Here is a 13,473-nt window from a genome sequence, read left to right on the forward strand (position 1 = left end):
TACGGACTCATGTCGTACGACGTCGAAAAGCCGGACGAGCAGTGGCGCACGGAGCTGACCCCGGCCGAGTACGCCGTCCTCCGCCAGGCCGGCACGGAGCCCGCCTTCACCGGTGAGTACACCAACACCAAGACGACGGGCGTCTACTCCTGCCGCGCTTGCGGCGCCGAACTCTTCACCTCCACCACGAAGTTCGAGTCGCACTGCGGCTGGCCGTCCTTCTACGACCCGAAGGACACCGACGCGGTGGAGCTCATCGAGGACCGCTCGCACGGGATGGTGCGGACCGAGGTGCGGTGCGCCCGGTGCGGGTCGCATCTCGGGCATGTCTTCGAGGGCGAGGGGTATCCGACCCCGACCGATCAGCGGTACTGCATCAACAGCATCTCCCTGCGGCTGACGCCGGACGCGGACTGACTTGGGAGCTGACGCGGCAGGGGTGCGGCTGCTGGTTGCGCTGGCACGCCGGATGCCGGTGTTCCTAGACTCGTAAGGGACGTCGACGTCCGGCCCCGGCGGTCAGTGGCGGTGCGGGAAGGCGGTGGCGCTTCATGCCGTACGTCGCTGTGAGTGCGATCAGCCATCCCGGACTGCTGCGCGAGCGGAACGAGGACAGCCTCGTCGTCGGGCCGTGGACGCTGTGCGCGACCGTCACCGAGAATCCGCAGACCCTGATCTTCCCGCTCGGCACACCCCTGGTCGTGGCCGTCGCCGACGGGCTCGGCGGGCATCCCGGCGGCGAAGTGGCCAGCGCCCTGGTCGTGCGCCGGATCGCGTCGCTCGGTCCCGCCCTGAGCAGCGAGGTCGCCGTCCGTGACGCCCTGAACGCCTGCAACCGCGCCGTGTACCAGGCGGCCGGCGGCGACGAGGGCGGCGGGCTGTCCGCCATGGGGACGACGGTCGCCGGAGTCGTCGTGCAGCCCGGCTCGCTGCTGGCGTTCAACGTGGGCGACAGCCGGGTCCTCGCGGCCTCCCGCGACGGGCTGCGCCAGCTGAGCGTCGACGACAGCCCACCGCACCCGGCCGGGCAGACCACGTCCCTCGTCACCCAGTGCCTGGGCGGCTCGCCCACCTATCGCGCAGTCCAGCCCCATGTCACGGCCGAGTCCCCCGTGCCAGGCGAGCGCTATCTCGTCTGCTCGGACGGGCTGACGGACCCGGTGAAGGAGGACGTACTGGACGAGGTGCTGCGCGAGCACAACGACGGCCGTGCGGCCTTCGAACTGTGGAAGGCCGCCATCGAGGCGGGCGGGCCCGACAACATCACGGTGGCGGTGGTGCGCGTCGCCGACGAGTGACCCTTTTGCCTTCGAGGGAGCCTGTCTCTCAAGGGAGATCGTCTTCGTCCTGCGGATATCCATGACGTCCCTGCAGCCGGACGAAGCGGGCCGCCGTCAGTACCCGCCACGGCTCCAGCCCCGACTCGGTGCGCAGGAAACAGACGACCCGCTCGTGCCCGCCCGGACCGATCGGTTGCACCAGGCGGCCGGCCGGCCGTACCTGCGCGACCAGCGGGGCGGGCACCTCAGGGAACGCGGCCGACACGACCACCGCGTCGTACGGAGCGCGGTCCGGCACTCCGCCACTGCCGTCCCCGACGCGCAGCTCCACATTCCGTACGAGCTGTCGCATGAGGTTGGCGTGCGCCCGGCGGGCGATGTCCGGCCGCAGTTCGATGCTGACCACGTCGGCAGCCAGGCGTGCGAGCAGCGCGGTCTGGAAGCCGAGACCGGTTCCGACCTCGAGGACGTGCTCGCCGCCCTTCAGGCCAAGACTCTCGATCATCATGGCGGACAGCGACGGCTGTGTGGTGACCTGCCCCTGCCCGATGGGCACCGGCACGTCACGGTAGGCGTCGGCGACCTGATCGACCGGCACAAATCCCGCCCGCGGTGTTGTCCGTACGGCTTCGAGCAGCCGCTCGTCCATGATCCCGGCGGCCCTCAGGGCCTGCACGAGGTCCTCTGCATCCCCGCGGACGGAGCTCACGAGCGGATCACCACCGATCCCGGCAGGTCGGCGAGCGAGGCCGTGACCTCATCGTAGATCCGGCCGTGCCGTCGACGTCCAGGCCGGGGTGCCGTCCGCTCAGAGGATCCTGCGCTGGACCAGGATCGAGAGCACGAGTGCGCCCGGCAGCAGGGGCACCCAGACCGTCAGGACGCGGTAACCGATGACCGTGGCCGCGGCGAGGCTCAGCGGTGCGCCGAAGGTGACCATCGTGAACACCAGCGCCGCGTCCACGGGGCCGATGCCGCCCGGTGCGGGTACGGCGCCCACCGCGGTGCTGGCGAGCAGGAGGGCGAGGGTCACCTGCGTCCAGGACAGCGGCAGGCCGAGCGCGAAGCCGACCGAGGCGATCACGCTCGCCTGCAGCAGCGGGGTCGCGGCGGCCCCGCCCCAGAGGGCGAGGACGCGGCTGGGCCGGGTGTGCAGGATCCGTGCGTCGGTGAGGGCGGTGCGTACGCAGCGGACGAGGGGGCGGCGCAGCGGTCGTACGGCTGCCGCGAGGATGCCCGCGGTGGCGAGGGCGACCGTCACGCCCGCGGCCACCAGGAGCAACGTCCGCTTGTCCGGGACGAGTTCGGGCAGGTGCAGCAGTTCGGGGAAGGCCACGAGGAAACCGAGCAGCACCGCCGTCTTCGCGAGCGGTTTGACCAGCGAGTACAGGGCGAGTGAGGCGGTGGCCCGGGCCAGCGGTATGCCGCGGTTCTGCAGGAAGCGCAGGGTGACGGCATGGGCGCCGATGCTCGCCGGCAGCACTTGGTTCGCGGCGCCGGCCGCGAACTGCGACGCGAGCAGCAGGCCCGGCGGGAGCCGTTCCGGCAGGGCCCCTTGGCGGACGCACGCGGCGGCCACCCAGCCCATGCAGGTGAAGAAGAGGCCGGCGAGCAGCCACCACGGGTCGGCGGAGGCGAGCCGGGCGGCGCCGTCGACGAAGGTGCGCCAGTCGGCCGCCGCCCACGCCCCGATCAGCAGGAGCGGGAGCAGGGTCAGTGCGTGGCGGGTGAGGCGTGCGGGGGAGAAGGGGGAGCGGGCGGGGGCGGGGCAGGCGGGCAGCGGTCCGGGGAGATCGCCGAGCGGGAGCGAGGACACGGCGCGGTCGTCCTTCCGCGTCACCTCCGCGCGGACGCGGGGCGACGGCTAGAGGGCGAGGCAGGAGGGGACGCCGAAAACGTGCCCGCCCGGTGTGACGCCGTGGTGTCCACAAGCCGAAGCGGCGTCGGCGGGCGAGCGACGCGACCGGTGACCGCGCGCCGGCCCCCCTGCCTCTGCTCCCGCCCTCACCGCATCCAGTGCCCTCCGGTGCTCCACCCCAGGAAGCGGCGGGCGCGGCCGCCTGCTGCCGTGCCGTCGGCGTCGAAGGTGCCGCCCTCGGCGACCAGGAGCAGGCCCGCCAGGGCGGGGGCCACCCGGGTCGTGACGTGGGCGGGGTGGCGGGCCGTCTCCTCGTCCAGGCCGGCGAGGAACCGCCGCTGCTCGTCGGGCGGGCACAGGGACAGGTGGAACAGCATCTGGCGCCAGGCGTACGCCGCGTCCTTGATGGTGGGCAGCGGACGCCGGTTGCCGTGCACGCGGGCGGTCAGCCGGCACACGGTGACGAAGCTGCGGTGCGCCAGGTCGGCCCAGCCGGGCTGCGGGGCGATGGACACCCGGTGGACCAGCGTGGCCAGGTTGTGCGTGGTGAGGATCTGTGCCTGCTCGATCACCGTGCCGTTCGCCGCCGACCAGGACCCGTACGCGGGCCGGGATCCCGGCCCGGACGCGGTCGCGGCCCGCTCGGCGCACAGACGTGCGAAACCGGGAGACGTACGGGCGCCGTACGAACGGCTCAGCGCCGCGCCGGTCTCGGCGATCGCCAGGTTGCGGATCGCCCCGTAGTCGATGCCGTAGTAGCGCTCGTACAGCGTGCCGCGCAGCAGCTCACCGGCGATCCGTGCCGCCTTGAGGAATTTCGGGCTGAACGTGCCCATGAAGATGTCGGCGGCCAGCTCCTCCACGAACGGGGCGCCCAGGTCGCACTGGCGCTCGAGCACGCCGAGCTCGCGGACGAGCGGGTTGGGCAGGATCGTGCCGGGGAAGGCATGCACGGCCAGCTCGCCCAGCTGCCGCAGCATGTCGAGCGCGCCTTCTGCGTCCGGCTTGCCGATCACCGCGGCGCGCTGCCCGGACACCGCCCGTACCCAGGGCAGCTCCTCGACGCGCACCTGCCGTTCCAGGTTGAGCAGAAGCAGCGAACGGCGGCTGCGGAACGCCCGGTAGTTCGCGGCCATCAGCGCCCGCAGCGTCTCGTCGCCGTACGCCTGCGCGGTGGTGGTGGCCACCAACTGCGGTACCAGCTCGGCCAGTACCTCGGCGGACGGGACGACGCCCCGCTCCACGAGCGTGCCGATCGGCGCGCTCAGCGCGGACTCGGCCACCTGCCGAATCGTCGGCGGTACGGCCGCACCGGCGGGCAGGCCGGTCTCCCGGCTCTCCTCCGCCGTCACCGCGCGGACGAGCGGGGCGACATCGGGGACGCCCGTCTCCTGGGGGAGTACGGCGAGCCGGCGCAGCACCAGTTGGGCCAGGGCGTGGTGGGAGGGGAACGCCGCCTGACCGGCCTGGCGCCGGCGCAGGGCCGTGTGCGGGGCGGAGCCGGGCAGGCCGCGCCGCCGCACCATGGACCGCACCGCGTGCCGCAGCAGACCGAGCCGGCGCGCGTCCAACGGCCGTCCGGCGACGGTCTCCTCCAGCGCGCCGCGCAGAATGCCCAGGTTCTCCTTGGGGTTGCGGTGCTTGGTGCAGCGGGTGTGCTCTGCGGCCAGCAGCCGGTAGCGGGCCAGCAGGGCGGCGCCGTGCGCCAACCAGTCGGCGTCCGGAGCGAGTTCGAGCACCCGGCCGTCCCGCGCCGTCCGAAGCCAGTGGACGAGCAGCTCGTCGCCGAACGGCTGCCACACGGCGAGCGCCTCGCGCTGGGTCTCGACGGCCGTGTTGGGGCGCCGCCGCACCAGGGTGTCGACGGCGTCGGAGACGGTGTAGCGGTGGACGGCATCCGTGGCGTCCGTCGGGCCGGCCTCCGACGCGGGGCCGGCCGCCGGCCGGGGCAGGAACCGCAGCCGGTCGGCGAACGGCTCCAGTTCCGCCGCGAGATCCAGCGCCGCGTCCGTCTCCCCCTGCCGCACCAGCCAGGCCATGGTGAGCAGCGCGGCCTCCTCGGGAACGCCGATCGCATAGTCGCCGCTGTCCAGCCGGGCCCACAGCCAGGCGAGTCCCGCCTCGGTGAGGCAGTGGGCGAAGAGCGTGCGCCGCTCGGCCGGCACCCCGAAACTCTGCGCCGCCTCGGTCTCGTACGGCTGGAGCGGGCCGCCCGCGCTCGGGGTTCCCGTGGCGAAACCGCCCCGCACCACCTCGGGCGTCACCCAGGCCGGAAGCCCGGCCACCGGGGTCCGCGAACCGACCGTCAGCCGGCCCTCGGCCATCCCCGCGAGAACCGCCCGCCAGCGCTGCCCGCGCACCTCGGCGCGGCGCCGGGTGCCGGCGTCCTCGTGGGTCAGCGCGGTCGTGAAGGCATTGGCGAGCTGGGCCGCCGCATAGGACGGGGCCGCGGTGAGGGGCTGCTGCTCAGCGTTGTCATTCATAAGCCGGCGTGGCAGGTTCCGCCCCTGCGCCCTCCGGGTCCCGAGCCCGGTGCTCTGCTGCTGAGCTACACGCCGATGGAGGCTGACGTTAACGCCGGGATGATCACCGTACAACCGCATTTTTGGAGACCCGGTACAGCTACGCCGGGGTGTTGCTGAATCAGCCAGCCAATGGAAGGTTGACTTTCGGCTGGCCGAGCCAGAGCATTGCCGGGGTGAGCCACTTCGAGCACATATCGCCCAGGTCGAGCGCGCTCCCCGCCGATCTGGACGAAGCCGCCCACCGCTGCCTCGTCGCCGGGTTCGACGGGGCCACGAGCGTGCCGGGCACGCTCAAGGAGCTCATCGACCGCGGCCTCGGCGGGGTCATCCTCTTCACCCGCAACATCCGCGACGCGCAGCAGGTGCGCCGCCTCACGGACGAGCTGCGGGCCATCCGCCCGGACCTCCTCGTCGCCATCGACAACGAGGGCGGCGGCATCGGCCACCTGGTGAGCGCCGGCGCCCCCGACGTCCCCGGCTCCTACGCCCTCGGCGTCGTCGACGACCCCAACCTCACCGCCCGCTGCGCCGACGCGCTGGCCGGGCACCTGGCCACCCTCGGCATCACCGCCTCCTACGCCCCCGTGGCCGACCTCCAGCACCGGCCGGACAACCCGATCGTGCGCACCCGCGCCTTCGGCGCCGACCCCGAGCTGGCCGCCCGCCATCTGCACGCCTGGATCACCGCCACCGAGGGGCGCGGCATAGCCTCCTGCGCCAAGCACTTCCCCGGCCACGGCGGCACCGTCACCGACAGCCACCACGGCATGGCGGTCGACCCGAGGCCGTACGACGAACTCCGCGCCGACCTCGAACCCTTCCGCGCGGCCGTCGCCGCGGGCGTGCCGATGCTGATGAGCGCCCATGTCGTCTTCCCGGCGCTGGACCCGGGCCGCCCCGCCACCCTCAGCCGCCGCATCCTGGGTGACGTGCTCCGCCACGACCTCGGCTTCGACGGCGTCCTCGTCAGCGACGCGCTGGAGATGAAGGCGATCGCCGACGCGTACGGCGAGGCGGCCGGCGCGCGCATCGCGCTCGCGGCGGGCGCGGACCAGGTCATCGTCGCCGTGGGGGACCTGGGTGTCACCCTGGCCTGCCGGGACGCGGTGCTCGACGCGCTGCGCACCGGCGTGCTGGCTCAGGAGCGCGTCGAGGAGGCCGCGGGGCGGGTACGACGGCTCGCCGCGCGCTATGCGACCCCGCCCCTCGCGGTCGCCGGCTGGGACGCGGAGGCCGGCCTCGTGGCCGCGCGCCGGGCCGTACGCGGCCGGGGCGTACCGCCCGCCGTGCGCGGGGCCCATGTCGTCGACCTGTTCCCGCCGCCGCACCCCGCGCTCAACTGGGGCGGCGAGGACCTGCTCACCGAGATGCGCGCCGTCGACCCCACGGCGACGGGCACCTCGGTCACCGGCGAACCGGCGGATCCGGCCGAGCTCGTCGACGGCATGCTGCGCTGCTGCGGGGACGCGCCCCTGGTCGTCGCCACCTGCGACGCCGGGCTGCACCCCTGGCAACTGCGGTTGCGGGACGCCCTGTTGGCCCGGCGCCCGGACGCGGTACGAGTGGACACGGGGCTGCCGGAGGGCGGCGCGCTGTGCTCGTACGGGCGGGGCCGGGCGAACCTGCGGGCGGTCGCCGAGGCGCTGGCGGGCGTCGCCGACGGCTGAGGCGCCCCGCGTCGCCAGGTACTGCGCGTCTTCTGCCCGCGCGGCCAGGACCACTGCCGGGCGGGCGCCTTGCGTTCGCATCCGCATCCAGGCCTCGAAGTAGGCGCCGCCGGGTCCGGACGCCGACCGGGTGCCCGGTGTGCGGTCCAGGATCAGGGCGGTGTCGCGCGGCGGTGTGGGGCGGGGGGTCCGGTGCAGGTCGGCGATGGTCTCGGCGGGCGTCGCCGACGGCTGAGGTGCGGCCGCCGGGTGCGCGTCGTTCAGGATGGTCGTACGACCTGCTTGATTCCCCGCGTCGCCAGGTACTGCGCGTCTTCTGCCCGCGCGGCCAGGACCACTGCCGGGCGGACGCCTTGCGTTCGCATCCGCATCCAGGCCTCGAAGTAGGCGCCGCCGGGTCCGGACGCCGACCGGGTGCCCGGTGTGCAGTCCAGGATCAGGGCGGTGTCGCGCGGCGGTGTGGGGCGGGGGGTCCGGCGCAGGTCGGCGATGGTCTCGGCGAGTGCCTCGGCGATCGGTTTGGGGTGGCCGGAGGAGTCGAACAGGCCGAGGGTGTACTCCAGCTCCGGGAAGTCGGCCAGCGACCGGTCCACGTCGTGGGAGCACCACCAGGTCACCCCCCACAGCCCCGCGCACTCCGCCGCGTTCTGCACGGTCGCCCGCGCGAACTCCGGGGCGTCGGCGGCGGGGATGTGCGGCTCGGGGGCGCCCGTCTCCTGGACCCAGACGGGGCGCGCAGGATCGGTGGCGTATGCCTTGGCCAGCTCGGTGCCGTACTCGGCGAGGTGCCGGACCTGCGGGGAGCGCGGGCCGTAGCGGCGGGCGCAGTCGCCGGAGAACACCCAGGGGTGGACGGTGGTCAGGTCGCCCTTGCGGGCCGAGGCCTCCGGGGTGAAGGGATGGTCGTCGCCGTACCAGGCGGCGTCGTACGCGGAGTGCGTGACCAGGCCGCCGCCCGCGCCGAGCCCGTCACGGGCGGCGGCCAGCAGGGTGTCGAGGTAGTGGTCCACCTCGTCCGCCGTCACCGGGTTGTGCTCGACCAGGTTGTTGAGCTCGTTGCCGAGTTGGAGGCCGATGAGGTTCGGGCGGCCGGTGAGTGCGCGGCCCAAGGTGTGCAGGAGGGTGGCCTGGGCCTCGATGGCCTCCGGGTCCGTGAACACGTTGCGGTGGTGCCAGCTGCGGGTCCACTCCGGGTAGAAGTCGAAGCTCGACAGATGGCCCTGGACGCCGTCCACCATGACGTCGAGACCGGCCTCGCCGGCCAGGTCGACGAGGTGCGCCAGCTGGTCCACGGCGGCGTTGCGGACGAGGGTGCGGTTCGGCTGGAGCAGCGGCCAGAGGTGGAAGACGCGGACGTGGTCGAGGCCGAGGCCCGCCATCTGGTCGAGGTCGGCACGCGCGCGTGCGGGGTCGAAGTCGTGCCAGGAGTGGAACCAGCCGTGGCGGGGCGTGTAGTTGACGCCGAAGCGGAGCGTGTGGATGGGATCCTCCTCGGGTCCGGTCCCGGATTGAGCCTGCCTCTTGCCGGGGCTCGGCTCTTGCTCGTGGCGAATGTATCAACCACCATGGTCGGCAATGAATAGTGATTTGAACCAAACCTCGGACGCTTCGGCATCTTCGGACGCTGCGGCATCTTCGGCAGCCTCGGCGTACGTCGTCGGCCTGGACGCCGGAGGCACCCGCACCCGCGCCGTCCTGGCACCCGTGCGCGCCGGCGATCCCGAGGGCGAGGGCGTCGGAGGGCCGGGCAACGCCCTGACCGTCCCCGGCCCGCAGCTCACCGAGCACCTCGCCGAGGCCCTCGCGCACGCCGTGCCGGAAGGGCTGCGCAGCCGTGTCGTGGCCGTGGCGGGCGGGTTCGCGGGCGCCTCGCGGACCGCTCCGGACGAGCCGGGCCGCCTCAAGGCGCACGCCGCGCTCACCGTCGCGCTGAGCCGGCTGGGCATCGGCGCCGCCTCGGTCGAGATCCACAGCGACATCGAGGCGGCGTTCGCCTCAGGGCCCGGCAACCCCGCCGACGGCCTCGCCCTGGTGGCCGGCACCGGCGCGGTCGCGGCGCGCATCACCTCACGCGCGTGCACGACGACCGCCGGCGGCGACGGCTGGCTGCTCGGCGACGACGGCGGCGGCTTCTGGATCGGCCGCGAGGCGGCACGGGCGGTGCTGCGCATGGCCGACGGACGGGGCGGGCCCACGGCGCTGGCCGCGTCGGTCGGGCGGGCGCTGGGGGTGCCGGAGGACGTCCTGCCGGGACAGGCTCCGGGCCCGTACGACGAAGGGTCCTGGAGCCGGGCCCGGCGCGAGGCCTACCGCATGCACCTACTCCCCGCCGTCATGGCCGAACCGCCGGTCCATCTCGCCCGCCTCGCACCCCTGGTGACGGAGGCCGCGCGGCACGAGGACGCCCTTGCCGCCGGGATCCTCGACGCGGCAGCCGACCACCTCACCGCCACCCTCCGTGCCCTCGGTCCGCGCCCCGGCGAGCGGATCGTCGCGACCGGCGGTCTGCTCGGCCCGGACGGACCGCTGACCGCACCCCTCACCGCCCGGCTGCATCCCCTCGGGCTCACGGTCGACTGGGTGGCCGACGGGGCCCGGGGGGCAGTTGCCCTCGCCCGACTGGGGTACGACGGATGAGCGGCTTCGCCGCGCAGCGGCACCGCGCCGACCTCCCGCCCAACCCCCTCTACCGCGACCCCACCGCCCCCGTGGACGCCCGAGTCCGCGACCTTCTCTCCCATATGACTCTGCGCGAGAAGGCCGGCCAGCTCAACCAGCGGATGTACGGCTGGAACGCCTACCGCCGCACCCCCGACGGTCGCTTCGAACTCACCGATGCCCTGTACGCCGAGACCGACCGCTTCGAGGGACTCGGCGCCCTCTACGGACTCCAGCGCGCGGACGCCTGGTCCGGCGTCGACCACAGCAACGGGCCCGGCGCCGAGGACGGTGCGGCCCTCGCCGACCTGGTGCAGCGGCATGTCGTCGAGCGCAGCCGGCTCGGCATTCCGGCGCTGTTCGTCGAGGAGGTGCCGCACGGGCTCATGGCCCTCGACGGCACGGTCCTCCCGGTCAATCTGGCCGTCGGCGCCACCTGGGACCCCGAGCTGTACGAGCGGGCGGCCGCCCATGCCGCCGCCGAACTGCGGGCTCGCGGCGGGCATGTCGCCCTCGTCTCGGCCCTCGACATCGCCCGTGACCCGCGCTGGGGACGTACCGAGGAGTGCTTCGGGGAGGACCCGTACCTGGCTGCCCGGCTCACCGAGGCGCTCGTACGCGGCATGCAGGGCGAGCACGCCGAGTTCTTCGCCGCCGACAAGGCTCCCGTCGTCCTCAAGCACTTCGCCGGACAGGGCGCCACCGTCGGCGGCCGCAACTCCGCCGAGTCCGAGCTGGGCCTGCGCGAGCTGCACGAGATCCACCTCCCCGCCGCCCGCGCCGGCATCCGCGCCGGGGCCGCCGCCGTCATGGCCGCCTACAACGAGGTCGACGGGATGCCCTGCTCCGGCAACCGGGCCCTGCTCAGCGAACTCCTCAGGGACCGCTGGGGTTTCGACGGGCTCGTCATGGCGGACGGCCTCGCCGTGGACCGGCTGGCCCGCATCACCGGCGACAAGGTCTCCGCGGGCGCCCTCGCGCTCAACTCCGGTGTCGATCTGAGCCTTTGGGACGAGGGCTTCACACATCTGCAGGCGGCGGTCGAACGGGGGCTGGTGGCCGAGGAGACCCTCGACACCGCCGTCGCCCGCGTCCTGCGCCTCAAGTTCCGCCTGGGGCTGTTCGACCGGCAGCACACCACGCCTCCGCCCCCGCCCTCGACCCCGGTCGGCGGCAGCGACGTCAGCGGCGCTCTCGCCCGCGCCGCCGTCACGCTGCTCCGCAACGACGGCGTCCTGCCGGTGGCGGCCTCCGTCTCCCGTATCGCCGTACTGGGGCCCCAGTCGGCCACCACCGCCCACCAGTCGGGCGACTACACGGCCCCGCAACGTCCCGGCACGGGCACCAGCGTCCTCGACGCCCTGCGCACGCTCGCCCCGCCCGGCGTCGACATCCGGTACGCCCGCGGCTGCGCCCTCACCGGTGGCGACGTCTCCGGCGTCCCCGAGGCCGTCGCCGCGGCCGCCGCCTCCGACCTGGCCGTGGTCGTCCTGGGCGGCAGCAGCGCCCGTACGCCCGAGACGGGCTTCGCCGACAACGGGGCGGCCCTGACCGCCGTGTCCGAGATGACCTGCGGTGAGGGCGCCGACCTGGCGGGACTGCGGCTGGGTGCCGCGCAGTACGCGCTCCTGGACGCCGTGGTCGCGACGGGGACGCCGACGGCGGCCGTGCTGATCCAGGGCCGCCCGCACGTCGTGCCCGACACCGCGGGCGCGCTGCTCACCGCCTGGTATCCCGGCCCGTGGGGCGGCGAGGCGATCGCCGAGGTGCTGCTCGGGCTCACCGAACCCGTCGGCCGGCTGCCGGTCTCCTTGCCGCGCTCGGCCGCCCAACTCCCCGTCCACTACAACCACAAGGACACCGAGTACGGCGGCTACGTCGACGAGAGCGCCGAGCCGCTCCACTCCTTCGGGCACGGGCTGTCGTACACGCGTTTCTCCTACGGCCCGCCGAGCCTGTCCGGTCGCGGCGTCACGGTCGAGGTCACCAACACCGGGGAGCGGCACGGGCGTACGGTTGTGCAGGTCTATCTGAGGCGTCTGATCACGTCCGTCTGGCCACGCACCCTCGAACTGTGCGCGTTCGAGGGGGTCGACCTCGCACCGGGGGAGCGCCGCGCGGTGACTCTCCACCTCGATGCCGACCAGCTGGGCCGGGACGGCACCCTGGAGGTCCGGGTCGCGCAGTCCTCCCGGGCCGCGCTCGACGCCGTACCGCTCGTGCTGGACCTCAGAGGCTGAGAGGGCCGTTCAGGGTCTGCGGTCGTGGAAGGTGCGGCGCAGGTCGCTCACCCAGGCGTCGGGGTTCTCCCAGGGGATGAAGTGGCCGCCGTGGTCGTGGGCGTTGACGTTGACGTGGTTGAACCAAGCGGCCTGCGGGCCGGACTTGAAGGCCCGGACGCGTTCGTCGGCGGTGTGGATGCCGGGCGGGTTCTCGTACGTGACGAAGGTGAGGCCGACCGGGGCCTGCACGACCGGGGTGCGGTCGTGTGCGGGGGCCCAGGGGTAGCGGTTGGCGTTGGCGTAGTAACGCATCGACGTGGCAATGGAGTTGTTCACCCAGTAGATCGTGGCGTGGGTGAGCAGGTCGTCCTTGGTGAAGACGGACTCGACGTCGCCGCCGTTGTCGCTCCAGGCGTGGAAGCGTTCCAGCAGCCAGGCGAGCAGTCCGGCGGGTGAGTCGCTCAGCCCGTGGGCCAGGGTGGCTCCGTCGAGCATGTGCACGGCGAGGTGGGGCGCCCAGCGGTGGTCCAGCTCGATGATGCGGGCGCGGACGTCGGCGGGCTGGTCGTCGGTGAGGGGCCGGTTCCGGGCGAAGTCCCAGGCGCGGGGGCCGGTGAAGAAGTCGAGCGGCAGCCCGGAGCCGATGTGGATGCCGTACAGCTCGTCGGCGTACTTGTGGCCGAGCTGGCTGGAGACGATCCCGCCGATGTCGCAGCCCCCGGCGGCGTATTTCTCGTATCCCAGGGTCTCGGTCATCAGGGTGTGCCAGAGGTCGGAGACCTTCCAGAAGTTGACGTCCGCAAAGCCGGTGAGCGGGCCGGGGAAACCGAAGCCGGGCAGGGACGGCACGATGACGTCGAACGCGTCGGCGGGGTCACCGCCGAACGCGGCCGGGTCGGCGAGCGGGTCGATCACCTTCGCCCAGTGCCAGAACGTCCACGGCCAGCCGTGGGTGAGGATCAACGGGATCGGGCGGGGGCCGCGGCCGGGCTTGCGCATGAAGTGCACCGGGACACCGGCGACGCTCACCTGGTAGTGCTCGTAGGCGTTGATGGCGGCCTCGGCGTTGCGCCAGTCGTAGCCGTCCCGCCAGTAGGCGACCAGCTCACGCAGATAGCTGTCCGGGACGCCGTAGGACCAGTCCCCATTCCCCTCGTCCAGCGGCGGACGCGTCAGTGTGAGACGGACGCGCAGGTCATCGAGGACCTCGTCGGACACATGGATCGGGGTGGGTTCCAGGGGGAAGGCGTGCGGGGTGGTCAA

At 73.5% G+C, this 13,473-nt stretch carries 10 protein-coding genes and 1 tRNA gene; 5 read left to right on the forward strand and 6 right to left on the reverse strand.

Annotation, left to right across the window (positions count from 1 at the left end; all coding sequences use genetic code 11):
- The first annotated feature begins 9 nt into the window (after window positions 1–9).
- Both msrB and ADL12_RS25805 read left to right on the forward strand, forming a co-directional pair.
- Window positions 10–417 carry a peptide-methionine (R)-S-oxide reductase MsrB gene (msrB, locus tag ADL12_RS25800; RefSeq protein WP_062705616.1) on the forward strand — a complete coding sequence of 136 codons (408 nt, stop codon included), beginning with the start codon at window positions 10–12 and terminating at the stop codon, window positions 415–417.
- Window positions 418–551: 134 nt separating this feature from the next.
- Window positions 552–1,298: a PP2C family protein-serine/threonine phosphatase gene (locus ADL12_RS25805; protein ID WP_062705617.1), complete on the forward strand. Its 747-nt coding sequence runs from the start codon at window positions 552–554 to the stop codon at window positions 1,296–1,298.
- Between the two features lie 28 nt (window positions 1,299–1,326).
- Here the strand turns inward: ADL12_RS25805 and ADL12_RS25810 are convergent, their stop codons facing one another.
- From ADL12_RS25810 to ADL12_RS25825, 4 genes are all read right to left on the reverse strand, one after another.
- Window positions 1,327–1,989, reverse strand: coding sequence for a protein-L-isoaspartate O-methyltransferase family protein (locus ADL12_RS25810; protein WP_079052280.1), 663 nt, complete (start codon window positions 1,987–1,989; stop codon window positions 1,327–1,329).
- A 99-nt stretch (window positions 1,990–2,088) separates the two neighbouring features.
- Window positions 2,089–3,096: a lysylphosphatidylglycerol synthase transmembrane domain-containing protein gene (locus ADL12_RS25815; protein ID WP_062705618.1), complete on the reverse strand. Its 1,008-nt coding sequence runs from the start codon at window positions 3,094–3,096 to the stop codon at window positions 2,089–2,091.
- Window positions 3,097–3,284: 188 nt separating this feature from the next.
- The gene (locus ADL12_RS25820; RefSeq protein ID WP_062705619.1) at window positions 3,285–5,621 is read right to left on the reverse strand and encodes a serine/threonine-protein kinase; all 2,337 of its coding nucleotides are present in this window, start codon (window positions 5,619–5,621) and stop codon (window positions 3,285–3,287) included.
- 3 nt (window positions 5,622–5,624) lie between these two features.
- A tRNA-Pro gene (locus ADL12_RS25825) sits at window positions 5,625–5,696 on the reverse strand.
- A gap of 140 nt (window positions 5,697–5,836) precedes the next feature.
- On the opposite strand from ADL12_RS25825, the gene ADL12_RS25830 reads away from it, so the two are divergent.
- Window positions 5,837–7,330, forward strand: a complete 1,494-nt coding sequence (locus tag ADL12_RS25830) for a glycoside hydrolase family 3 N-terminal domain-containing protein (protein ID WP_062705621.1) — start codon at window positions 5,837–5,839, stop codon at window positions 7,328–7,330.
- Window positions 7,331–7,590: 260 nt separating this feature from the next.
- On the opposite strand, the gene ADL12_RS25835 is transcribed toward ADL12_RS25830, so the two are convergent.
- Window positions 7,591–8,709 (reverse strand): glycoside hydrolase 5 family protein, encoded by a 1,119-nt coding sequence (locus tag ADL12_RS25835; RefSeq protein WP_425265150.1) that lies wholly within the window; start codon window positions 8,707–8,709, stop codon window positions 7,591–7,593.
- A gap of 208 nt (window positions 8,710–8,917) precedes the next feature.
- Between ADL12_RS25835 and ADL12_RS25840 the strand changes: the two genes are divergently transcribed.
- Together ADL12_RS25840 and ADL12_RS25845 are read left to right on the forward strand one after the other, a co-directional pair.
- Window positions 8,918–9,967 carry an N-acetylglucosamine kinase gene (locus ADL12_RS25840; protein ID WP_425265151.1) on the forward strand — a complete coding sequence of 350 codons (1,050 nt, stop codon included), beginning with the start codon at window positions 8,918–8,920 and terminating at the stop codon, window positions 9,965–9,967.
- Window positions 9,964–12,228, forward strand: coding sequence for a glycoside hydrolase family 3 N-terminal domain-containing protein (locus ADL12_RS25845; protein WP_062705625.1), 2,265 nt, complete (start codon window positions 9,964–9,966; stop codon window positions 12,226–12,228). Before ADL12_RS25840 ends, ADL12_RS25845 begins: the two co-directional genes overlap by 4 nt.
- 9 nt (window positions 12,229–12,237) lie before the next feature.
- Here ADL12_RS25845 and ADL12_RS25850 read toward each other — a convergent pair whose 3' ends face one another.
- Window positions 12,238–13,473: an epoxide hydrolase family protein gene (locus tag ADL12_RS25850; RefSeq protein ID WP_062705626.1), complete on the reverse strand. Its 1,236-nt coding sequence runs from the start codon at window positions 13,471–13,473 to the stop codon at window positions 12,238–12,240.

The sequence above is a fragment of the Streptomyces regalis genome, from assembly GCF_001509475.1.
Classification (GTDB): Bacteria; Actinomycetota; Actinomycetes; order Streptomycetales; family Streptomycetaceae; genus Streptomyces; species Streptomyces regalis.

Coding starts and splice junctions, on each gene's coding strand:
- msrB (WP_062705616.1), top strand. CDS start 10: ATGTCGTACGACGTCGAAAAGCCGGACGAGCAGTGGCGCACGGAGCTG.
- ADL12_RS25845 (WP_062705625.1), top strand. CDS start 9,964: ATGAGCGGCTTCGCCGCGCAGCGGCACCGCGCCGACCTCCCGCCCAAC.
- ADL12_RS25820 (WP_062705619.1), bottom strand. CDS start 5,621: ATGAATGACAACGCTGAGCAGCAGCCCCTCACCGCGGCCCCGTCCTAT.
- ADL12_RS25805 (WP_062705617.1), top strand. CDS start 552: ATGCCGTACGTCGCTGTGAGTGCGATCAGCCATCCCGGACTGCTGCGC.
- ADL12_RS25835 (WP_425265150.1), bottom strand. CDS start 8,709: ATGGCGGGCCTCGGCCTCGACCACGTCCGCGTCTTCCACCTCTGGCCG.